The sequence below is a fragment of the Klebsiella sp. CD33 genome (assembly GCF_051992865.1).
GTDB classification, from domain to species: domain Bacteria; phylum Pseudomonadota; class Gammaproteobacteria; order Enterobacterales; family Enterobacteriaceae; genus Klebsiella; species Klebsiella pneumoniae.
In genome coordinates, this window is the sequence record NZ_CP197023.1 from 4,341,710 (window position 1) to 4,365,060 (window position 23,351).

At 58.4% G+C, this 23,351-nt stretch carries 18 protein-coding genes; 10 read left to right on the forward strand and 8 right to left on the reverse strand.

The genetic code is table 11. From position 1 onward, the window contains the following. The first annotated feature begins 67 nt into the window (after window positions 1-67). Together rapA and rluA are read left to right on the forward strand one after the other, a co-directional pair. Window positions 68-2,974 carry an RNA polymerase-associated protein RapA gene (gene rapA, locus ACR809_RS21295; RefSeq protein WP_025368447.1) on the forward strand — a complete coding sequence of 969 codons (2,907 nt, stop codon included), beginning with the start codon at window positions 68-70 and terminating at the stop codon, window positions 2,972-2,974. A 12-nt stretch (window positions 2,975-2,986) separates the two neighbouring features. Continuing rightward, entirely contained in the window at window positions 2,987-3,646 is a 660-nt protein-coding gene (gene rluA / locus ACR809_RS21300) for a bifunctional tRNA pseudouridine(32) synthase/23S rRNA pseudouridine(746) synthase RluA (protein WP_004145980.1), read from the forward strand. Window positions 3,647-3,720: 74 nt separating this feature from the next. On the opposite strand, the gene citX is transcribed toward rluA, so the two are convergent. Both citX and ACR809_RS21310 read right to left on the reverse strand, forming a co-directional pair. Continuing rightward, on the reverse strand, window positions 3,721-4,260 hold the full coding sequence (gene citX / locus ACR809_RS21305) for a citrate lyase holo-[acyl-carrier protein] synthase (RefSeq protein WP_002888347.1): 540 nt from the start codon (window positions 4,258-4,260) through the stop codon (window positions 3,721-3,723). 179 nt (window positions 4,261-4,439) lie between these two features. Continuing rightward, a complete protein-coding gene (locus ACR809_RS21310) occupies window positions 4,440-5,804 on the reverse strand; it encodes a 2-hydroxycarboxylate transporter family protein (protein ID WP_002888345.1) in 1,365 nt (454 codons plus the stop codon). Window positions 5,805-6,128: 324 nt separating this feature from the next. On the opposite strand from ACR809_RS21310, the gene ACR809_RS21315 reads away from it, so the two are divergent. Together ACR809_RS21315 and ACR809_RS21320 are read left to right on the forward strand one after the other, a co-directional pair. Further along, on the forward strand, window positions 6,129-7,754 hold the full coding sequence (locus ACR809_RS21315; protein WP_002888340.1) for an ATP-binding protein: 1,626 nt from the start codon (window positions 6,129-6,131) through the stop codon (window positions 7,752-7,754). After that, a complete protein-coding gene (locus ACR809_RS21320) occupies window positions 7,744-8,442 on the forward strand; it encodes a response regulator (RefSeq protein ID WP_002888337.1) in 699 nt (232 codons plus the stop codon). The genes ACR809_RS21315 and ACR809_RS21320 overlap by 11 nt, the downstream gene beginning before the upstream one ends. Before the next feature lie 32 nt (window positions 8,443-8,474). On the opposite strand, the gene djlA is transcribed toward ACR809_RS21320, so the two are convergent. After that, the gene (gene djlA / locus ACR809_RS21325) at window positions 8,475-9,302 is read right to left on the reverse strand and encodes a co-chaperone DjlA (protein ID WP_002888332.1); all 828 of its coding nucleotides are present in this window, start codon (window positions 9,300-9,302) and stop codon (window positions 8,475-8,477) included. Between the two features lie 243 nt (window positions 9,303-9,545). On the opposite strand from djlA, the gene lptD reads away from it, so the two are divergent. Genes lptD through apaH form a run of 6 tightly spaced genes read left to right on the forward strand, consistent with a single transcriptional unit; the run spans window position 9,546 to window position 16,281 of the window. Continuing rightward, window positions 9,546-11,894, forward strand: a complete 2,349-nt coding sequence (lptD, locus tag ACR809_RS21330) for an LPS assembly protein LptD (RefSeq protein ID WP_004147026.1) — start codon at window positions 9,546-9,548, stop codon at window positions 11,892-11,894. A gap of 54 nt (window positions 11,895-11,948) precedes the next feature. Then, on the forward strand, window positions 11,949-13,235 hold the full coding sequence (surA, locus tag ACR809_RS21335; protein ID WP_002888329.1) for a peptidylprolyl isomerase SurA: 1,287 nt from the start codon (window positions 11,949-11,951) through the stop codon (window positions 13,233-13,235). Between the two features lie 5 nt (window positions 13,236-13,240). Further along, window positions 13,241-14,230 (forward strand): 4-hydroxythreonine-4-phosphate dehydrogenase PdxA, encoded by a 990-nt coding sequence (gene pdxA, locus ACR809_RS21340; RefSeq protein ID WP_004894323.1) that lies wholly within the window; start codon window positions 13,241-13,243, stop codon window positions 14,228-14,230. Then, the gene (rsmA, locus tag ACR809_RS21345) at window positions 14,227-15,048 is read left to right on the forward strand and encodes a 16S rRNA (adenine(1518)-N(6)/adenine(1519)-N(6))-dimethyltransferase RsmA (protein WP_002888324.1); all 822 of its coding nucleotides are present in this window, start codon (window positions 14,227-14,229) and stop codon (window positions 15,046-15,048) included. Before pdxA ends, rsmA begins: the two co-directional genes overlap by 4 nt. 2 nt (window positions 15,049-15,050) lie before the next feature. Further along, window positions 15,051-15,428, forward strand: a complete 378-nt coding sequence (apaG, locus tag ACR809_RS21350) for a Co2+/Mg2+ efflux protein ApaG (RefSeq protein ID WP_002888323.1) — start codon at window positions 15,051-15,053, stop codon at window positions 15,426-15,428. 4 nt (window positions 15,429-15,432) lie between these two features. After that, complete coding sequence (apaH, locus tag ACR809_RS21355; protein WP_002888321.1) at window positions 15,433-16,281, forward strand: bis(5'-nucleosyl)-tetraphosphatase (symmetrical) ApaH; 849 nt, start codon at window positions 15,433-15,435, stop codon at window positions 16,279-16,281. A 251-nt stretch (window positions 16,282-16,532) separates the two neighbouring features. Here the strand turns inward: apaH and folA are convergent, their stop codons facing one another. The 5 genes from folA to carB all read right to left on the reverse strand — a co-directional run bounded on the left by folA (window position 16,533) and on the right by carB (window position 23,335). Continuing rightward, window positions 16,533-17,012, reverse strand: a complete 480-nt coding sequence (gene folA / locus ACR809_RS21360) for a type 3 dihydrofolate reductase (protein WP_002888320.1) — start codon at window positions 17,010-17,012, stop codon at window positions 16,533-16,535. Between the two features lie 173 nt (window positions 17,013-17,185). Next, window positions 17,186-19,051, reverse strand: coding sequence for a glutathione-regulated potassium-efflux system protein KefC (kefC, locus tag ACR809_RS21365; protein ID WP_004145992.1), 1,866 nt, complete (start codon window positions 19,049-19,051; stop codon window positions 17,186-17,188). Further along, window positions 19,044-19,577, reverse strand: coding sequence for a glutathione-regulated potassium-efflux system oxidoreductase KefF (gene kefF / locus ACR809_RS21370; RefSeq protein WP_002888068.1), 534 nt, complete (start codon window positions 19,575-19,577; stop codon window positions 19,044-19,046). The genes kefC and kefF overlap by 8 nt, the downstream gene beginning before the upstream one ends. A gap of 131 nt (window positions 19,578-19,708) precedes the next feature. Continuing rightward, window positions 19,709-19,942: a YgdI/YgdR family lipoprotein gene (locus tag ACR809_RS21375; protein WP_002888059.1), complete on the reverse strand. Its 234-nt coding sequence runs from the start codon at window positions 19,940-19,942 to the stop codon at window positions 19,709-19,711. Window positions 19,943-20,110: 168 nt separating this feature from the next. Then, window positions 20,111-23,335: a carbamoyl-phosphate synthase large subunit gene (gene carB, locus ACR809_RS21380; RefSeq protein WP_002888056.1), complete on the reverse strand. Its 3,225-nt coding sequence runs from the start codon at window positions 23,333-23,335 to the stop codon at window positions 20,111-20,113. Window positions 23,336-23,351: the final 16 nt, after the last annotated feature.

The following is a 23,351-nucleotide window of genomic DNA, read 5'->3' on the forward strand; positions in this document are numbered from 1 at the left end:
ATCTCCGATTGTTCATGGAGATGATCAACTATTGCCTGCAATTAAAGAACTAAAGAGCCGAACATATATGCCTTTTACACTTGGTCAACGCTGGATTAGCGACACAGAGAGCGAACTAGGATTAGGGACGGTGGTAGCGCTGGATGCGCGCATGGTCACTCTCCTTTTCCCCGCCATCGGCGAAAACCGTCTGTACTCTCGCAACGATTCCCCGATCACCCGCGTAATGTTTAACCCGGGCGACACCATCACCAGCCATGAAGGCTGGCAGCTCCACGTTGACAAAGTGAATGAAGAGAACGGGCTGCTGTCCTACACTGGCACCCGCCTGGACACCCAGGAAGCGAACGTCACCCTGCGTGAAGTGCTGCTCGACAGCAAACTGGTATTCAGCAAACCGCAGGACCGCCTGTTCGCCGGCCAAATCGACCGCATGGATCGCTTTGCCCTGCGCTACCGCGCGCGCAAGTTCCAGAGCGAACAGTACCGCATGCCGTGGAGCGGCCTGCGCGGCCAGCGCACCAGCCTGATCCCGCACCAGCTGCATATTGCCCACGATGTGGGCCGTCGTCACGCGCCGCGCGTCCTGCTGGCCGATGAAGTGGGCTTAGGTAAAACCATTGAAGCCGGGATGATCCTGCACCAGCAGCTGCTCTCCGGCGCCGCAGAGCGCGTGCTGATCGTGGTCCCGGAAACCCTCCAGCACCAGTGGCTGGTGGAGATGCTGCGCCGTTTCAACCTGCGTTTCTCGCTGTTCGACGACGAGCGCTACGCCGAAGCGCAGCACGATGCCTACAATCCGTTCGAAACCGAACAGCTGGTGATCTGCTCTTTAGACTTCGTGCGTCGCAGCAAGCAGCGCCTGGAGCACCTGTGCGACGCCGAGTGGGACCTGATGGTGGTCGACGAAGCGCACCACCTGGTGTGGAGCGAAGAGGCGCCGAGCCGTGAATATCAGGCTATTGAACAGCTGGCTGAGCGCGTGCCGGGTATCCTGCTGCTGACCGCGACGCCGGAACAGCTGGGAATGGAGAGCCATTTTGCGCGCCTGCGTCTGTTGGATCCGAACCGCTTCCACGATTTTGAACAGTTTGTCGAAGAACAGCAGAACTACCGTCCGGTGGCCGACGCCGTCGCGCTGCTGCTGGCGGGCAACAAGCTGAGCGATAGCGAACTCAATACCCTGGGCGATCTGATCGGCGAGCAGGATATCGAGCCGCTGCTGCAGGCCGCCAACAGCGATCGCGAAGATGCCCAGGCCGCGCGCCAGGAGCTGATCTCGATGCTGATGGACCGCCACGGCACCAGCCGCGTGCTGTTCCGTAATACCCGTAACGGCGTCAAAGGTTTCCCGAAACGCGAGCTGCACACCATTCGTCTGCCGCTGCCGACCCAGTACCAGACGGCCATCAAAGTGTCCGGCATTATGGGCGCGCGCAAAACCGCGGAAGAGCGCGCGCGCGACATGCTCTATCCGGAGCAGATCTATCAGGAATTTGAAGGTGATACCGGTACCTGGTGGAACTTCGACCCGCGCGTCGAGTGGCTGATGGGCTACCTGACCAGCCATCGCTCGCAGAAGGTGCTGGTAATCTGCGCTAAGGCCACCACCGCCCTGCAGCTGGAGCAGGTGCTGCGCGAGCGCGAAGGCATCCGCGCCGCGGTGTTCCATGAAGGGATGTCGATTATCGAACGCGACCGCGCCGCGGCGTGGTTTGCTGAAGAAGACACCGGCGCCCAGGTGCTGCTGTGCTCCGAGATCGGCTCCGAAGGACGCAACTTCCAGTTCGCCAGCAACCTGGTGATGTTCGACCTGCCGTTTAACCCGGATCTGCTGGAGCAGCGTATCGGTCGTCTCGACCGTATCGGCCAGGCGCACGATATCCAGATCCACGTTCCGTACCTGGAAAAAACCGCGCAGTCGGTGCTGGTGCGCTGGTATCACGAAGGGCTCGACGCCTTCGAACATACCTGCCCGACCGGTCGCACCGTCTACGACAGCGTGCACGATGAACTGATCAACTATCTTGCGGCGCCGGAATCCATCGACGGCTTTGACGATCTGATCAAATCCTGCCGCCAACAGCATGATGCCCTGAAGGCGCAGCTGGAGCAGGGCCGCGACCGTCTGCTGGAGATCCACTCCAACGGCGGCGAGAAAGCCCAGGCCCTGGCGGAGAGCATCGAAGAGCAGGATGACGACACCAGCCTGATCGCTTTCTCGATGAACCTGTTCGATATCGTCGGCATCAACCAGGACGACCGCGGTGAAAACCTGATCGTCCTCACCCCTTCCGACCATATGCTGGTGCCGGATTTCCCGGGCCTGCCGGAAGACGGTTGCACCATCACCTTCGAACGTGACGTGGCGCTGTCGCGTGAAGATGCGCAATTTATTACCTGGGAACACCCGCTGATACGCAACGGTCTGGACCTGATCCTTTCCGGCGATACCGGCAGCAGCACCATTTCGCTGCTGAAGAACAAGGCGCTGCCGGTCGGCACCCTGCTGCTGGAGCTGATCTATGTCGTCGAAGCGCAGGCGCCGAAGCAGCTGCAGCTCAACCGCTTCCTGCCGGCGACCCCGGTTCGCATGCTGCTGGATAAAAACGGCAACAACCTCGCCGCGCAGGTGGAGTTCGAAAGCTTCAACCGCCAGCTGAGCGCGGTCAACCGCCATACCGGTAGCAAGCTGGTCAATGCGGTGCAGCAGGACGTTCACGCGATTCTGCAGCAGGGTGAAGCGCAGATCGCCAAAGCGGCGCAGGGGCTGATCGACGCGGCGCGTAACGAAGCCGATGAAAAGCTGACGGCTGAGCTTTCCCGTCTGGAAGCGCTGAAGGCGGTGAACCCGAACATCCGTGACGACGAACTGGCGGCGATCGAAAGCAACCGTCAGCAGGTGATGGATGCGCTGGCGCAGGCCGGATGGCGTCTGGACGCGCTGCGTCTGATCGTCGTCACTCACCAGTAACGGAACGCGAACATGGCGATGGAAAACTACAATCCGCCGCAGGATCCCTGGCTGGTGATCCTGTATCAGGATGAGCACATCATGGTGGTCAACAAGCCGAGCGGCTTGTTGTCCGTCCCCGGTCGTCTTGAGGAGCATAAAGACAGCGTGATGACGCGCATTCAGCGCGACTTCCCGCAGGCCGAATCGGTGCATCGCCTGGATATGGCCACCAGCGGCGTGATTGTGGTGGCGCTGAATAAAGCCGCCGAGCGTGAACTGAAGCGTCAGTTCCGCGAGCGCGAGCCGAAGAAGCAGTACGTCGCCCGCGTCTGGGGCCATCCGCAGCCGGCGGAAGGCCTCGTGGATTTACCGCTGATTTGCGACTGGCCGAACCGGCCAATGCAGAAGGTGTGCTATGAAACCGGCAAAGCGGCGCAAACCGAATATGAGGTACTGGAGTACGCAGAGGATAACACCGCCCGCGTGCGCCTGAAGCCGATTACCGGACGGTCGCACCAGCTGCGCGTGCATATGCTGGCGCTGGGGCATCCGATCCTTGGCGACCGCTTCTATGCCACGCCGGAGGCGCTGGCGATGGCCCCGCGCCTGCTGCTGCACGCCGAGACGCTCACCATCACCCATCCTGCCTACGGCAACGCGATGACCTTTCGCGCACCGATCGACTTTTAACGCTCATACTTCGAGTTGCATGCGGGTTGGCTGCGTGCAACTCGGATTAGTGAGGATACAGAAAACAATCCCGATTAATCGCGGGCGAACCACGCGTCAATCATCTGCTCAACGCGGGCGACGACGAGATCGGTGTCGTGACGACGGCTGCGCGCACAGGCGTGCGCCGGCTCATCGCACAGCAGGCAGCGGCGCTGCGATTCGCCCAGCGACTGGCGTCCCACCAGCCCGTTCTGCGGACAGATTACATCGATATCCCACAGGCGTCCCAGCGGATGGCTCTGCTCCAGCGTACTGCACATCGCTTTGATTTCGCTGGCCGGATGCGCTACGCACCACAGCGCTTCTGGCCCGGTCGGCAGCCATAGCACCTGACGATCCAGCGTTTGCCAGCGGTGCTTCCACAGCAGCTGATCGCAGGCCTGGAGGGCAACGCCCATCATATTGCGATAGCGAATGCTGTCCTTCACCGCCCCCGGGGTCACCAGGGTCAGGGAAATAACAGGCTGCTGATAATGGGCCAACCAGTCGGCCTGGCGGGCTGCACGCTGCTCTTTCGCCGCCAGCAATGCGTCGATGCTGACGCCCGCCTGGGCGGGAGTATCCACTGACATTAATTCCTCTCCTACATATGATAAATACGACAGCGCCTGGACTGTCATGATGATGGTTGCGATAGCCGATCGCGCGCTGATTGTAACGCTAAATGCGGAGCATTTAGGATACAGAACGCAGATATTTTCGGCGTTCTGTAGCGGAAAATAGCAGATTTATCGCTGAGCGTAGCGTTATATCACGCCAGATAGTGGCTGAGGAACAGCAACCCCAGCGAGACATTTATCGCCCCGCCGATGCGGGTAGCGATCTGCGCGAACGGCATCAGGCTCATGCGGTTGCCGGCGGTCAGGATCGCCACATCGCCGGTGCCGCCCTGCCCGCTCTGGCAACAGGAAACAATCGCCACATCGATCGGGTGCATCCCTATCTTTTTACCAACCAGGAAACCGGTCGCCACCAGCGCGGAGACGGTACTGACGATCACCAGCAGGTTGGTTAAAGTGAAGGCGTTTACCAGTTCCTGCCACGGGGTGATCGCCACGCCGACGGCAAAGAGGATCGGGTAGGTGACCGCGGTGCGGAAGAATTTATACACCATCTGCGACCCCTCCTGCAGACGCGGAGACACCACGTTAGCCAGCTTTAACAGCACCGCGAGGAACAGCATGCCTACCGGCGCCGGCAGACCAATCAGTTTGTGGCCGAGCATCCCCATCATATACAGCAGTACCGCCAGCAGCGCGCCGGAGGCGAGGGTCCCAACGTCGGTCTTACCGCTCACGCCTTCGCTCTCGCTGAGGCTGCGGGTTTCATGGCTGCGGTTCGGCATCAGTTGCCCTTCGCCGGTCAGATGCGGGAAGCGCTTGCCGAGCTGGTTGAGGCAGCCGGAGATGACGATCGCCGTCAGGCTGCCAAGCATCACCATCGGCAATACCCGGCCCAGGGCCACGCCCTGCTCCATATGCATCAGCGCGGCATAACCCATTGACAGCGGGATCGCCCCCTCTCCCACGCCGCCGGCCATAATCGGCAGCACGATAAAGAAGAACACCTGGAACGGCTCCATGCCCAGCAGCGTGCCGACGCCGATGCCCACCAGCATGCCGACCACTTCGCCGCACAGCATCGGGAAGAAGATCTTCAGAAAGCCCTGAATCAGCGTGGTGCGGTTCATACTCATGATGCTGCCGACAATGATGCAGCAGATATAGAGATAGAGGATGTTAGTGGATTTATAGAATTTGGTCGTGGATTCAATAACCACGTCAGGCAGCAGACCATAGTGGACCAGCGCGGAAGGAATAAAGGTGGCGCAGATCGCCGCCGCACCGAGTTTCCCCAGCACCGGGAGGCGTTTACCAAACTCGCCGCAGGCGAAGCCAAAGAAAGCCAGGGTGGCCACCATCACCACGATATCGCTCGGCAGTTTGCCGCCAAGGCAGTCGAGGGCAATCAGTCCTCCGGCCAGCAGAAACAGCGGCAGCGGGACGATCCCCACCTTCCAGTTATCCATAATATGCCACCAGCGCTGCTTGAGCGTGGTTTTCGGCGTATCGATCGGTTCAAGGGTTGCAGAGAATGCATTGTCTGTGGTGCTCATAAATTCAGCCCTGTCGTTATTATTCATTTTCAGCGTAAAGGGACAGCGGCGTCGTTAATGTGAAGCTTCCCAAATTAAAAAAGAAGTTTTAATGGTCACTATGGTTTTTATGGTTTTTATTCGCTGAACTGCCCGGGAGTGATATATCTCTGATTTATGACTGTGGTTTTTATGGTTTTTATTTCCCGCCGGCCGCCTATTTCCGCCGCGACCGCTGGCGGCAGCCCGCACCTGCGCCGCTGATCACAACTTTCCCTTAACATTTACGTCACGTGACAGAAAAATGTTAGAGTGCCGGTATGGTTAATACGTCGTCCGGGGCCTATGAAATTATCTTTTCAATATAAGCTGTTTATTTCTCTGGTCGCTTTTTTCTCGGTCCTTTTTATCGCACTGGGCATTTATTATTATTTTGACGCCAGCCGCCAGCTTTATCAGGAGATGAGCGCCCGGGCCAAAATACAGGCCGAAGAGATAGCCCTGATGCCGAATTTACGTCAACAGGTCAGCCGGCACGACCCACAGGCGATTCAGGCGTTTATGCAGCAAATCGCCGCCCATAGCGACGCCAGCTTTATCGTCATCGGCGACCGTCAGGGAGTTCATCTGTTTCATTCCGTCCATCCGGAGTGGGTCGGCACCCGACTGGTCGGCGGCGACAACCAGGCGGTACTGGAAGGAAAATCCATCACCACCATTCGCAAAGGCGGCCTCGGGGTCTCGCTGCGCAGCAAAACGCCCATCGTTGATGACGCAGGGCGAGTGATCGGTATTGTCTCCGTCGGCTACCTCACCAGCTATCTCGACAGCATTACTCTGACTAAAGTGATCAATATTTTTATCGCCGCCGTCCTGCTGCTCATCGCCCTGTTTATCTTCTCCTGGTACTTTACCCGCAGCATCAAGAAGCAGATTTTTTCGCTCGAGCCGCGGGAAATTGGCCTGCTGGTTCGCCAGCAAAAGGCGATGATGGAGTCGATCTTTGAGGGGGTGATCGTCATCGATCGCCAGCGGCGTATTGAGGTGATAAACCATGCCGCCCGCAGCCTGCTGGGGCTCAGCCAGCCCGCCCGCCAGCTGCGCGGTCAGTCGATCGACAGCGTCATTTCGCCGCAGCCCTTTTTCGCCAGCGGCGACATGCTCGAACGCGATACCCACGATGAGCTGTGCCGCTTCAACCAGTTGACCGTGCTCGCCAGTCGGGTGCGCATTATGCTGGAGAATACCCTGCAGGGCTGGGTGATCACATTCCGTGACCGCAATGAAATCAATGCCCTCACCGCCCAGCTGAGCCAGGTGAAGCGCTATGTCGACAATCTGCGCATCATGCGCCACGAGCAGCTCAACCGGATGACTACCCTCTCCGGCCTGCTGCATATGGGCCATTATGACGAAGCGATCCGCTATATTCAGGCCCAGTCGGAACATGCTCAGGAGCTACTGGACTTTATCTCCTCGCACTTCCACTCGCCGACGCTATGCGGTCTGCTGCTCGGCAAAGCCACCCGCGCCCGCGAAAAAGGCGTGGCGCTGAGCTTCGACCCGGCCTGCCGCATCGACCGCCCCCTGCCGTCGCTGATGGAATCCGAGCTGATCTCCATCATCGGCAACCTGCTGGATAACGCCATCGAAGCCACGCAGCGTGCCGAGCTGCCGCATGAGCCGGTGGAAGTCCTGATCCAGCTCAACGCCCGGGAGTTGATTATCGAAGTGGCCGACCGCGGCGTCGGCATCCGCCCCGATATCCGCGAGCGCATTTTTGAACGCGGCGTCACCACCAAAACCCGTGGCGATCACGGCATTGGTCTGTATCTTATTGAACATTATGTCACTCAGGCGGGCGGCACCATCGAAGTCGCCGATAACGCGCCGCGGGGAACGATCTTCACCCTATTTATCCCGGCCGACGCGCACGCCTGTCCGCAACCGGAGGCCCACGATGCATCATGACCTGGTCGATGTGCTAATCATTGAAGATGAGAGCGAACTGGCGCGCCTGCACGCCGAGCTTGTGCAAAAACACCCGCGACTGCGGCTGGCAGGCATGGCGGCCTCCCTCGCCCAGGCGCGGCAGCTGCTTCACGCCACGCCGCCGCAGCTGGTGCTGCTGGATAACTATTTACCGGACGGCAAAGGCGTCACGCTGATGACCGACCCGGCGCTGGCGACCAGCCAATGCTCGGTGATCTTTATCACCGCCGCCAGCGATATGGAAACCTGCAGCCAGGCCATCCGCAACGGCGCCTTCGACTATATCCTTAAGCCGGTATCATGGAAGCGGCTGAGCCAGTCGCTGGAGCGCTTTATCCAGTTCTACGATCAGCAACGGGAGTGGAAAATCGTCGATCAGCAAAACGTCGATTCCCTCTATCAACTGCAGGCGAAGAACTATCGCGTGGATAGCGGCAGCAAGGGGATTGAAGAGAAAACGCTGGCGCTGGTGCAGGGACTGTTTAGCGACCGGGAAGCGCACTGTTTTTCCGTTGATGAAGTGGTCAGCGCCGCCGGGCTCAGCAAAACCACCGCCCGTCGCTATCTGGAGCACGGCGTTGAGACCGGTTTTCTGGAAGTGGAGATGCTGTACGGAAAAATTGGCCATCCGCGGCGGCTGTATCGCCGCGCTAAGGTCAAAAGTTAAAACCCCTCGCCGGACGGGAGGGGCTGGAAACGTCAGAAGCCGCGCTGCTCTTTGATCAGCTCCCAGGCCTTCTGGATCTCCTGGGCCTTCTGTTTGGCCATCTCCATCATCTCCGGCGGCAGACCTTTCGCTACCAGCTTGTCCGGATGATGTTCGTTCATCAGCTTGCGATAGGCGCGCTTCACCGTCGCCGCGTCGTCGGTCGGTTTTACTCCCAGCACATTGCAGGCATCTTCGAGGGTCGGCCCACGCTGCGCCTGCTGCCAGCCGGCGTTGCCGCCATGCTGGCCATAAGAGCGCTGCTGCGAACCGCCGCCAAACTGGGCGCCGCCCTGCATCATCCGCAGGAATTGATCGAACTGGGCGCGGGAGATGCCGAGCTCGTCGGCAATGACGAACAGCACTTCCCGTTCGTTAGGATGCAGTTCGCCATCAGCGAACGCCGCCTGCAGCTGAATTTCCAGAAACATCCGAATCAGATCGAAACGGCCAAAGCAGACGCTGCGCAGCTGACGCATTTTCTCGCGCAGGGGATAGTTGTCGGCCTTACCGTCGCGAAACGCCTGCTGCGCCGCGGTGCGCGAGGCGCCATGCAGGTTCATGCGATCCATTAGCACATTGGCGACATGAATATCCGCTTCGGTAACGCGGCCCTTGGATTTGGTCAGGTGCCCCATCACTTCGAAGGTGGTGGAAAAGAAGAGCGACTGACGCTCCTGCTGATTGGCGAAGAGATTTAACCGGCGGCTGCGCGCCCGGTCAAACATATGGCCGACCAGAAAGCCAAGCACCACGCCCCAGAACCCACCACCCATCAGCAAAGCCACTGCCACGCCAATCACTTTACCCAAATACTGCATAGACTCCCCAACTGTTTATCGCCGTTAAGCTCGAATATGACCGCACGTTACCCGGCACTCGCGCCTCGGTCAATTGTGGGACATAGCCTATAATTTGCTTTATCATACTCGTCATTCAACAGGGTGCCTAACGCTCGGGCTCGAAACGGGCAGGATTAACACTAGCGTGATAATGTTGAGTAAGTTAGGCTCTGACCGTTTGCAAGCCGCTGTCACAAGATGATGGAACAATAAATACAACGTATGAAAAAACGTATTCCCAGCCTCCTGGCTACGATGATTGCCAGCGCCTTGTATAGCCAACAAGGCCTCGCTGCCGATCTCGCAACGCAATGTATGCTTGGCGTGCCAAGCTATGATCGTCCGCTCGTGGAAGGTCGTCCTGGCGATCTGCCGGTGACGATTAACGCCGATCATGCGAAGGGCAACTACCCGGACAACGCCGTCTTTACCGGCAACGTCGATATTAACCAGGGGAATAGTCGCCTCCGCGCCGACGAAGTTCAGCTGCACCAGCAGCAGGCCGCGGGCCAGGCGCAGCCGGTGCGCACGGTGGACGCGCTGGGCAACGTGCATTACGACGATAACCAGGTGATCCTCAAAGGGCCAAAAGCCTGGTCGAATCTGAATACCAAAGATACCAACGTCTGGCAGGGCGATTATCAAATGGTCGGACGCCAGGGACGCGGCACCGCCGACCTGATGAAACAGCGCGGTGAAAACCGCTATACCATTCTCGAAAACGGCAGCTTTACCTCCTGTCTGCCGGGCTCCGACACCTGGAGCGTCGTCGGCAGCGAAGTTATCCACGATCGCGAAGAGCAGGTTGCCGAGATCTGGAACGCCCGCTTCAAGCTTGGCTCTGTGCCGATTTTCTATAGCCCCTACCTGCAGCTGCCGGTGGGCGATAAGCGTCGTTCAGGCTTCCTGATCCCGAACGCGAAATACAGCACCAAAAACGGCGTGGAATTCTCCCTGCCGTACTACTGGAACATCGCGCCAAACTTCGATGCCACCATTACTCCGCACTATATGAACAAACGCGGCGGCGTGATGTGGGAAAACGAGTTCCGCTATCTGACCCAGCTCGGCAGCGGCTTAACTGAATTCGACTACCTGCCGTCGGATAAAGTCTACGAAGACGACCACTCGAGCGACAGCAACAGCCGCCGCTGGCTGTTCTACTGGAACCACTCAGGGGTTATCGATCAGGTATGGCGTCTGAACGCTGACTACACCAAGGTCAGCGATCCTGACTACTTCAACGACTTCAGCTCGAAATATGGTTCCAGTACCGACGGCTATGCGACGCAGAAATTCAGCGCCGGTTACGTCAACCAGAACTTTGACGCCACGGTATCGACCAAACAGTTCCAGGTCTTTGACCGCGAATCGAGCAACTCCTATTCGGCTGAGCCGCAGCTCGACGTCAACTACTACCAGAATGATGTCGGTCCGTTCGATACCCATCTCTATGGACAGGTTGCCCATTTTGTTAACTCGAATAACAACATGCCGGAAGCGACCCGCGTTCACTTCGAACCGACGATCAACCTGCCGCTGTCCAACGGTTGGGGCAGTCTGAATACCGAAGCCAAGCTGCTGGCGACTCACTACCAGCAAAGCAACCTCGATAAGTACAATGCCGCCAACGGCACTGACTATAAAGAGTCCGTCAGCCGCGTAATGCCGCAGTTTAAAGTCGACGGCAAAATGGTCTTTGAACGCGACCTGCAGGAGGGATTCACCCAAACGCTGGAACCGCGCGTGCAGTATCTGTACGTGCCGTACCGCGATCAGAGTGAAATCGGCAACTACGACTCCACGCTGTTGCAGTCGGATTACACCGGTCTGTTCCGCGACCGTACCTATAGCGGTCTGGACCGCATCGCGTCGGCTAATCAGGTCACCACCGGGCTCACCTCGCGCGTGTACGATGCCGCCGCGGTGGAACGTTTTAATATTTCCGTTGGTCAAATCTACTATTTCACCGAGTCACGCACCGGTGATGACAACATCAACTGGGAGAACAACGATACCACGGGTTCACTGGTCTGGGCCGGCGATACCTACTGGCGCATTGCCGATGAATGGGGTCTGCGCGGAGGGATCCAGTACGATACGCGTCTGGATAACGTTGCCACTGGTAACGGCACCATTGAATACCGTCGCGATGAGAACCGCTTAGTCCAGCTTAACTATCGTTACGCCAGCCCGGAATATATTCAGGCCACGCTGCCGTCATATTCCACCGCGGCACAATATAAACAGGGTATTTCGCAGGTGGGGATGACCGCCAGTTGGCCGATTGTCGATCGCTGGTCCGTGGTCGGGGCCTACTACTACGATACTAATACCCGGAAAGCAGCAAACCAGATGTTGGGTGTGCAGTATAACTCCTGCTGCTACGCCATCCGTCTTGGCTACGAACGTAAAGTCAACGGCTGGAACAGCAACGACAACGGCGGCGAGAGCAAATACGATAACACCTTCGGAATCAATATCGAATTGCGCGGTCTGAGCTCTAACTACGGCCTCGGCACCCAGCAGATGCTGCGCTCGAACATTTTACCGTACCAGAGCTCCCTGTGATGCGGCTGGTTTACAACATCATCCGCATTTGCGGTTAATCGAAATGGAAAAAGTATGAAGAACTGGAAAACGCTGCTTCTCGGTATCGCCATGATCGCGAATACCAGTTTCGCTGCCCCCCAGGTGGTCGATAAAGTAGCGGCCGTCGTCAATAATGGCGTCGTGCTGGAAAGCGACGTCGATGGTTTGATGCAATCGGTTAAGCTCAATGCTGGTCAGGCTGGCCAACAGCTGCCGGATGACGCCACCCTGCGCCATCAAATCCTCGAAAGACTGATCATGGACCAGATCGTGTTACAGATGGGACAGAAGATGGGCGTGAAGATCTCTGACGACCAGCTCGATCAGGCTATCGCCAACATCGCCAAACAAAATAATATGACCTTGGATCAGATGCGCAGCCGTCTGGCCTATGAAGGCATCAACTACAACACCTACCGTAACCAGATCCGTAAAGAGATGCTGATTTCGGAAGTGCGTAACAATGAAGTGCGTCGTCGCATCACCGTGCTGCCGCAGGAAGTGGAAGCGCTGGCGAAACAGATCGGCGACCAGAACGACGCCAGCACCGAGCTCAACCTGAGCCACATCCTGATCCCGTTGCCGGAGAACCCGACCTCTGATGAAGTCGCCGCGGCCCAGGAGCAAGCAAACTCCATCGTTGAGCAGGCGCGCAACGGCGCCAACTTCGGCAAACTGGCGATCACCTACTCCGCTGACCAACAGGCGCTGAAGGGTGGCCAGATGGGCTGGGGCCGTATCCAGGAGCTGCCGGGCATTTTCGCTCAGGCGTTAAGCACCGCGAAGAAAGGGGATATCGTCGGTCCGATTCGTTCCGGCGTTGGTTTCCACATTCTGAAAGTCAACGACCTGCGCGGTGGTACCCAGAATATCTCCGTTACCGAGGTTCACGCCCGTCATATTCTGCTGAAACCGTCGCCGATCATGAACGACGCCCAGGCTCAGGCTAAGCTGGAACAGATCGCAGCCGAGATTAAGAGCGGGAAAATCACGTTTGCTCAAGCGGCGAAAACCTATTCGGAAGATCCGGGCTCGGCAAACCAGGGCGGTGATTTAGGCTGGGCCACGCCGGACATCTTTGACCCGGCGTTCCGCGATGCGCTGATGCGTCTGAACAAAGGGCAGACCAGCGGACCGGTGCACTCTTCCTTTGGCTGGCACCTGATCGAACTGCTGGATAGCCGTCAGGTCGACAGAACCGACGCCGCGCAGAAAGATCGTGCTTACCGCATGCTGATGAACCGCAAATTCTCTGAAGAAGCGGCAACCTGGATGCAGGAACAGCGCGCCAGTGCGTATGTTAAAATTCTGAGCAACTAATATCGATGCCTGAAACCCGTAAAGTTGTTATCACTCCCGGCGAACCCGCCGGGATTGGCCCTGACCTGGTCGTGCAGCTTGCCCAGCGCGACTGGCCAGTTGAGCTGGTGATTTGCGCCGATGGCGCCCTGTTAACTGACCGAGCCAAGCGGCTCGGTCTTCCTTTATCTCTCCTCCCTTACGATCCCGCGCAACCTCCTGTTCCTCAGCGCGCCGGTACCCTGACGCTGCTGAACGTGCCGCTAAACGTCCCGGCGGAGCCCGGCGTGCTGAATGTGCAAAACGGCGCCTACGTAGTGGAGACGCTGGCGCGCGCCTGCGACGGCTGCCTTAGCGGCGAGTTTGCGGCGTTAGTGACCGGCCCGGTGCATAAAGGCAACATCAACGACGCCGGTATCGCCTTTACCGGTCATACCGAGTTCTTTGAAGAGCGCGCGAAGGCCAGCAAAGTGGTGATGATGTTGGCGACCGAGGAGCTGCGGGTGGCGCTGGTCACCACCCATCTGCCGTTGAAAGCCATCAGCGAAGCGATTACCCCCGAGCTACTGCGCGAGATCATCACCATTCTCGATCACGACCTGCGCACGAAATTTGGCATTGGCCAGCCGCATGTGCTGGTTTGCGGGCTTAACCCGCACGCTGGCGAAGGCGGCCATATGGGAACAGAAGAGATAGACACCATCATTCCGGTGCTGGAAGAGATGCGCGCAAAGGGGATGAACCTCAGCGGTCCGCTGCCGGCAGACACCCTCTTTCAGCCGAAATATCTTGATCATGCCGATGCGGTACTCGCGATGTACCACGATCAGGGCCTGCCCGTGCTAAAATACCAGGGCTTTGGCCGCGGCGTGAACATTACGCTCGGTTTACCTTTTATTCGTACCTCCGTCGACCACGGCACCGCACTGGAATTAGCGGGTCAGGGGAAAGCGGACGTCGGCAGTTTTATCACGGCGCTTAATCTCGCCATCAAAATGATTGTTAATACCCAATGAATAATCGAGTCCATCAGGGCCATTTAGCCCGTAAACGCTTCGGGCAGAACTTCCTCAACGATCAGTTTGTGATCGACAGCATCGTCTCGGCGATTAACCCGCAGAAAGGCCAGGCGATGGTTGAAATCGGCCCCGGCCTGGCGGCCCTGACCGAGCCGGTCGGCGAACGCCTTGACCAGCTGACCGTCATCGAACTGGACCGCGATCTGGCGGCTCGCCTGCAGACGCATCCGTTCCTCGGTCCAAAGCTGACCATCTATCAGCAGGATGCGATGACCATGAACTTTGGCGAACTGGCGGAGAAAATGGGCCAGCCGCTGCGCGTCTTCGGCAACCTGCCGTACAATATCTCGACCCCGCTGATGTTCCATCTGTTCAGCTATACTGATGCCATTGCCGATATGCACTTTATGCTGCAGAAGGAAGTAGTGAATCGTCTGGTTGCCGGACCGAACAGTAAGGCGTATGGTCGGTTAAGCGTGATGGCACAATATTATTGCCAGGTGATCCCGGTACTCGAAGTGCCGCCGAGCGCGTTTACCCCGCCGCCTAAGGTCGACTCCGCGGTGGTACGCCTGGTGCCGCACAGCACCATGCCGTATCCGGTCAAAGAGATCCGGGTGCTGAGCCGCATCACCACCGAAGCGTTCAACCAGCGCCGCAAGACTATCCGCAACAGTCTCGGCAATCTGTTCAGCGTGGAAGTGCTGACCGAGCTGGGCATCGACCCGGCCATGCGCGCCGAAAATATTTCCGTGGCGCAGTACTGCCTGATGGCCAACTGGCTGTCTGACAATCTGCCAACGAAGGAGAGCTAACCATGATTCATTCGCCCCGGGTGTGTGTCCAGGTACAGAGCGTCTATATCGAATCGCAGTCTTCCCCGGAAGAAGAGCGCTACGTCTTCGCTTACACCGTCACCATTCGCAACCTGGGGCGGAGTCAGGTTCAGCTGCTTGGCCGCTACTGGCTCATCACTAACGGCCACGGTCGTGAGACTGAAGTTCAGGGTGAAGGGGTGGTCGGCGAGCAACCGCATATTCCCGCCGGCGGTGAATATCAATATACCAGCGGCGCAGTGATTGAAACGCCGCTGGGAACCATGCAGGGTCATTATGAGATGATCGATATCGACGGCGCGCCGTTCCGTATTGAGATCCCTGTTTTCCGTCTCGCAGTTCCAACGCTCATTCATTAAAACAATGTCAACATACCTTATTGGCGACGTTCACGGTTGCTACGATGAACTGATCGCATTATTAGCGCAGGTTGAATTCGATCCGCGGAGAGATACGCTGTGGCTGACCGGCGATCTGGTGGCCCGAGGCCCGGGATCGCTGGAGGTCCTGCGCTATGTCAAATCTCTGGGCGACAGCGTACGACTGGTGCTGGGCAACCATGACTTACACCTGCTGGCGGTCTTTGCCGGTATCAGCCGCAACAAGCCGAAGGATCGTCTGAAACCACTGCTGGAAGCGCCGGATGCCGATGAGCTGCTCAACTGGCTGCGTCGCCAGCCGCTGCTGCAGGTGGATGAAGAGAAAAAGCTGGTGATGGCCCATGCCGGCATTACGCCGCAGTGGGATCTGGAGACCGCCCAGCAGTGCGCGCGCGATGTTGAAGCAGTGCTCTCCAGCGACTCCTATCCTTTCTTCCTCGATGCCATGTACGGCGACATGCCGAACCACTGGAGCAACGAGCTGAGCGGCCTGGCGCGCCTGCGCTTTATCTCTAACGCCTTTACCCGCATGCGCTACTGTTTCCCGAACGGCCAGCTGGATATGTATTCGAAGGAAGCGCCCGAGGACGCCCCGGCGCCGCTGAAGCCGTGGTTTGCCATTCCCGGCCCGGTCAGCAATGCCTACAGCATTGCCTTTGGCCACTGGGCTTCGCTGGAGGGACGCGGCACGCCGGAGGGGATTTACGCCCTGGATACCGGCTGCTGCTGGGGCGGGGAACTTACCTGCCTGCGCTGGGAAGATAAGCAGTACTTCACCCAGCCGTCAAACCGGCAGAAAAGCCTCGACGAAGGCGAAGCCGTCGCGTCCTGACTCTTCCCGGATAGCGGCGCGTTGCGCCTTATCCGGGCTACCTGCGGCGTCGTTTTGTCGGGTGGCGGCTAACGCCTTACCCGACCTACATTTCCTTGCCATTTGTAGCCCGGGCAGCACTCCAGGAAGACGAAGCCAGCGATGGGAAACATGACGAGATACTGAGTGCGCCATCGTCGCGCAATTCATGCAAAAGAAAACCCCGGTCACGCCAGACGCGACCGGGGTTTTTTTATCGCTATCCTGCCCGCTTAACGGCGTTCGAGGATCTCAAAGCAGTAGCTATGGGAGTTCTGCGCGTCGGCGTCATGAAACTCGCTGAACACCGACTCCCATTCGTCCGGATCGTAATCCGGGAAATGGGTATCGCCTTCCACTTCCGCATCAATATGGGTCAAGTAGAGCTTCTGCGCTTTCGGCAGGAACTGCTCATACACCCGGCCGCCGCCGATCACCATAATCTCTTCCACATCGCCGCAGGCGGCAATTGCTTCTTCTACGGAGGAGACCCACTGCACGCGATCGTCGCTGCCGGGTTTGCTGCTGATCACGATATTTTTACGCCCCGGCAATGGGCGCCCAATGGATTCCCAGGTCAGACGCCCCATCACCACCGGCTTATTTAACGTGTTGCGTTTGAACCAGGCGAGATCGGCAGGCAGGTTCCATGGCATGGCGTTTTCCATACCAATGACGCGATCTACCGCTAACGCCGCAATCAGACTGATCATTCATTCATTCCCGAGTGCAAAAAATTGTCGCCACTATACGGAAAGCGTACAACTTCGTCGACTGGCCGGAGGGTAAAGAATAAGAAAATTTTCTGATTTGCTGGCAAGCCCACGTTCACACCGTGGGCCGCCAGAAGAGGATCCAAACGAAAACAAAATGTTACTGGTCAGCCTCAGGCTGAGGGCTTATTTTCCGGCTCATCGGCGATATCCCCGGTGTGCCTGCCCTCTTCCGTACCCTGCCAGCCATGACGCTGCACCAGCGACAGATGATGACGATCTTCGTTGATGATGCCGGTCAGCATATCGCTGGTCCGCTTGAAGACCGCCACCCGCGACGCGGCATCGTTTTCCGCCATCGCCACCATCTCTTCGACCATCTGCAGGTTGAATCGACGGAACAGATCGGCCCGCTCGCGCGCTTCATAGGCGCCGAGCCCCAGCGCCTCCAGCGTCATTCGGCCGGACTTCAGCGCCGCCTCGAAGGTTTCACGCTCCGGGGCCTCGACACCAGCCTGGCGCAGCTGAATGTAATGATCGACATCGCGGGCGCGGGAGATGATCTGCAGATGCGGAAAATGCTCTTTTACCCTCGCCACCAGCTCCAGGCTGACGTGCGGATCGTCAATGGCATTGATCAGCACTTCCGCCTTTTCGGCCCCGGCCGACTCCAGCAGATCGACCCGGGTGGCATCGCCGTAGAAAACCTTCATATCAAATTTGCGCAGGGTATCGACATGGTCCGGGTCATGATCGAGGATCACCATCTTCACCCCGCTGGAGAGCAGCAATCGCCCGGCAATCTGCCCGAAGCGGCCAAAGCCGGCGACAATCACCCGCGGCTGCTCTTCATCAATCTCGTCAGCATCACGCGCCTGGCCGCTGGACGATTTCTCCAGACGGGTCAGCAGCACCAGCAGAATGGGGGTTGCCGCCATCGACAGGGCCACCGCCAGGGTCAACGCTTTTGCCCATTCGCCGTCCAGTACATCCGCCATCCGCGCGGCGCCAAACACCACAAACGCGAACTCACTCCCCTGCCCCAGCAGCACCGCAAACCAGCGGCGCTGGGCGCGCGGTACGCCAAGCGGCCTGGCGATAAGCCACAGCATCAGCATTTTTATCGCCAGGAAACCGACCAGCAAAATCACAATACGCAGCGGATGGGTGACCAGGGTGCCGAAATCAATCGACATGCCGACGCCGATAAAGAACAGCCCCAACAGCAGTCCTTTAAACGGCTCAATATCACTCTCCAGCGCATGACGATATTCGGAGCTGGCCAGCAGCACCCCGGCGAGAAACGCCCCCATCGCCATCGACAGCCCCACCTCTTCCAGCAATAAGCCAAAGCCGAAGACCAGGAACAGGGCCACGGCGCTGAACACTTCGCGCAGACCAGAACGGGCGACAAAGCGCAGCAGCGGGCGGGTCAGATATCGCCCAAGGACCACCACCAGCGCCAGCGCTGCGGCCACTTTCAGCGCGGAGAGGGCAAAAGCCATCAGCGAAGTGGCGCCGCCGCTGGCCGCCAGCAGCGGGATCATCGCCACCAGCGGGATCGCGGCGATATCCTGGAACAGCAGCACCGCAAAGGCGCTGCGCCCCATCTGCGACACCGTCAGATTGCGCTCATTCATCGCCTGCATAGCGATCGCGGTTGAGGAAAGCGCCAGAGTCATACCAATCAGCTCGGCCACCTGCCAGCGCAGGCCCAGCAGCATGCAGAACAGACCGATCAACACCCCGCAGGCCACCATCTGCAGTGCGCCGCCGCCAAACACCGAGGCGCGCAGCTTCCATAAGCGCTGCGGATCGAGCTCCAGACCAATGACGAACAACATCAGCACCACGCCAATCTCGGCAAAGTGCAGAATCGCCTCGGCATCGGTCACCAGCCGCAGCGCCCACGGGCCGATAATACAGCCGGCGATCAGATAGCCCAGCACTGACCCCAGCCCCAGACGGACGGCGATGGGCACAATCAGCGCCGCGGCGCCGAGGTAAATCAACGCCTGTATCAGCGTATGGCTATCCATTCTGGTGTGCCTCCTGCCAGTCGATTAAGCGTTGACGATAGCGGCGGGCCTGCGCCTGCAGCGTTTCATCATCGCAGATAAAGGTGCAGTGCATAGCGAACGGCGGCAGCCACTTCATCCCGCAGTAAAGCGCGGTTGCCTGCAGAGGCTGCGCCAGCACCGGGAAACCGGGAAACGAACCGATATCAAAGTGGCTTTCACCGCCGCCGGTAGTGACCGCCCACATCAGCGATTTACCGCGCAGGGCAATACCGTTGTGACCATAGGCCCAGCCGTGCGACAGCACCTTGTCCATCCACAGCTTGAGCAGCGGCGGTACGCTATACCACTGCATAGGATGCTGCCAGATAACCAGATCGGCACGGGCCAGCGCCGCCTGCTCGGCGGCGACATCGATATTAAAGTCGGGATAGAGTTGATAGAGGGAGCGTATCTCTACGCCTTCAAGCGTCCCTGCCTGTTCAAGCATTCGCTTATTCGCATGAGAATGCTGCGGATAAGGATGCGCATAAATTATCAGAATCATTGATTGGCCTGCGTTTGCTCTTGTCGTAATCAGCAAGAGTGTAGACAGTTAAGCGAACCGCTTACAATGATAACTGTGATTTATGTCGCGAGGGCTTACGCAACGCGCGCCCTGAGGGTTAACGTCAGGCCTTAGTTATCCAGCTCGTCCATGGACTTCACCTGGTCGCGGTTAATCTGCTCCACGCGGCCGGTTTCGGCATTTTTGTATGAGACGAGGCCGGTGTCATCATCCACCTGCGGTTTACCGCTGGTGACAATGGTCTTGCCGTCGGTGGTTTTGATTGACTGATTCGATGAGCAGCCGGCCACGAACATGATTGCCGTCGCTGCCAGTGCGGATGCCACCAGAATATTGTTCCGCATTGTATCCTCCTGTCTTTTCATCAATAGGTATCGTTATGGTGCTAACTATAGTTAGCCTGACCCGACAGGGGGTTAAAAGCAGAACTCTCTGAAGATGGCTGCGGCCAAAAAAATAGGCTGACGATGTCGTCAGCCCAGGATTGTTGCTATCCGGCCAGGCCGGGAAGCTTATTTAGTGATTTGCGCGTGCATTTCCTGAACCGAAATCACCTTCTCGGTGGCGTCAGCGTTCAGCGCCATCGCGGTGGCAAAGCCGCCGTTCAGGGTGGTGTCGTAATGCACTTTGTACTGCAGCGCGCTGCGGCGAATCAGCTTGGAGTCTTCAATCGCCTGGCGACCTGCGGTGGTGTTGATGATGTAGGTATATTCGCCATTCTTGATGCGGTCCTGAATGTGCGGACGACCTTCATGCACCTTGTTCACCAGACGCGGGTTAATGCCCGCTTCACCCAGCACAATCGCCGTACCGTGAGTCGCATCCAGCTCGAAGCCAAACTTCAGCAGCTTCGCCGCCAGGTCAACCACGCGCTCTTTATCGCCTTCGCGGACGGAGAGCAGTGCGCGACCCTGTTTCTTCATGGTCGAGTTGCTGCCCAGCTGCGCTTTGGCGAACGCTTCGGCAAAGGTGCGGCCGACGCCCATCACTTCCCCGGTGGAGCGCATTTCTGGCCCTAACAGCGGGTCAACGCCCGGGAATTTATTGAACGGCAGGACCACCTCTTTCACCGAGTAATACGGCGGGATGATCTCTTTGGTCACGCCCTGCTGCGCCAGTGTCTTACCGGCCATCACGCGCGCCGCCACTTTCGCCAGCGGGACGCCGGTGGCTTTGGAGACGAACGGTACGGTACGCGCCGCACGCGGGTTGACCTCAATCAGATAAACTTCGTTATCTTTCACCGCGAACTGAACGTTCATCAGACCGCGAACCTGTAGCTCGAAGGCCAGCTTCTGCACCTGCTCGCGCATTACATCCTGAATCTCTTTGCTCAGGGTGTAGGCCGGCAGGGAACAGGCGGAGTCACCGGAGTGAACGCCTGCCTGCTCGATATGCTCCATGATGCCGCCAATCAGCACCATTTCGCCATCGCAGATGGCATCGACATCCACTTCAATCGCATCGTCGAGGAAGCGATCCAGCAGCACCGGCGCGTCGTTGGAGACGCTGACCGCGGTCTGGAAGTAGCGGCGCAGATCCTGCTCGTCATAGACGATCTCCATCGCCCGGCCGCCGAGCACATAAGACGGACGCACCACCAGCGGGTAGCCAATCTCTTTCGCTTTCTCTACCGCCTGCTCAATGGCGGTGACGGTGGCGTTCGCCGGCTGCTTCAGCTTCAGACGGTCAACCGCGTGCTGGAAGCGCTCACGGTCTTCCGCCCGGTCGATAGCGTCCGGACTGGTACCGATAACCGGCACGCCGGCAGCTTCCAGGGCACGAGCCAGCTTCAGCGGGGTCTGGCCGCCGTACTGGACGATAACGCCTTTTGGCTTCTCGATGCGCACGATTTCCAGCACGTCTTCCAGGGTCACCGGCTCAAAATACAGACGGTCGGAGGTGTCGTAGTCGGTAGAGACGGTTTCCGGGTTACAGTTGACCATGATGGTCTCGTAACCGTCCTCGCGCAGCGCCAGCGAGGCGTGTACGCAGCAGTAGTCGAATTCGATACCCTGACCGATACGGTTCGGGCCGCCGCCGAGGACCATGATTTTATCGCGGTCAACGGACGGGTTGGACTCACACTCTTCTTCATAAGTGGAGTACATGTAGGCGGTATCGGTAGCAAATTCCGCAGCGCAGGTGTCCACGCGCTTGTAGACCGGGTGCAGGTCATACTGGTCGCGCAGCTTGCGGATTTCCGCTTCCCGCACGCCCGCCAGCTTCGCCAGACGCGCATCGGCAAAGCCTTTACGCTTCAGGGTGCGCAGGAAGTCAGCGTCGAGGCCGTTGATGCCCACTTCCGCCACTTTCTCTTCCAGACGGACCAGCTCTTCAATCTGTACCAGGAACCAGCGGTCGATGTTGGTCAGGTTGAAGACGCCGTCAACCGAGAGGCCCGCGCGGAACGCGTCAGCGATATACCAGATACGCTCAGCGCCGGCATCTTTCAGCTCGCGGCGGATTTTGGTCAGCGCTTCCGGATCGTCGAGGCTCACTTTCGGGTCGAAGCCGGTAGCGCCCACTTCCAGACCGCGCAGCGCTTTCTGCAAGGATTCCTGCTGGGTACGACCAATCGCCATCACTTCGCCGACAGACTTCATCTGGGTGGTCAGACGGTCGTTGGCGCCGGCGAATTTTTCGAAGTTAAAGCGTGGGATTTTAGTGACCACGTAGTCAATGGACGGTTCAAAGGAAGCCGGGGTGCGGCCGCCGGTGATGTCGTTCATCAGCTCGTCAAGGGTATAACCTACCGCCAGCTTGGCTGCCACTTTAGCAATCGGGAAGCCGGTGGCCTTAGAGGCCAGCGCCGAGGAGCGGGAGACGCGCGGGTTCATTTCGATAACGATCAGGCGACCGTTTTTCGGGTTGACCGCGAACTGCACGTTAGAGCCGCCGGTTTCGACGCCGATTTCACGCAGCACCGCCATCGAGGCGTTACGCATGATCTGGTACTCTTTGTCGGTCAGGGTCTGCGCCGGGGCAACGGTGATGGAGTCACCGGTGTGGATCCCCATGGCGTCGAAGTTTTCGATGGAGCAGACGATGATGCAGTTATCGTTCTTATCGCGCACCACTTCCATCTCGTACTCTTTCCAGCCGATCAGCGATTCATCGATCAGCAGTTCGTTGGTCGGAGAGAGATCCAGGCCGCGTTCGCAGATTTCTTCGAACTCTTCGCGGTTATAGGCGATACCGCCACCGGTGCCGCCCATGGTGAAGGACGGACGGATGATGCACGGGAAACCAACGTCGGCGGCAACCGCCAGCGCCTCTTCCATCGTGTGGGCGATACCAGAGCGCGCGGTGTCGAGGCCGATTTTTTTCATTGCGATATCGAAACGGCGACGGTCTTCGGCTTTATCAATCGCATCGGCGGTGGCGCCAATCATGGTCACGCCGAATTCAGCCAGTACCCCCTGACGCTCCAGCTCGAGCGCGCAGTTCAGCGCCGTCTGGCCGCCCATGGTCGGCAGCACCGCATCCGGGCGCTCTTTTTCGATGATTTTACGCACCACTTCCCAGTGAATCGGCTCGATGTAGGTGGCATCGGCCATTTCCGGGTCGGTCATGATGGTCGCCGGGTTAGAGTTCACCAGGATAACGCGGTAGCCCTCTTCGCGCAGCGCTTTACAGGCCTGGGCGCCGGAGTAGTCAAACTCACACGCCTGACCGATAACAATCGGGCCCGCGCCCAGAATCAGGATACTTTTTATGTCTGTACGTTTTGGCATTGCTCTTTTACTCCTG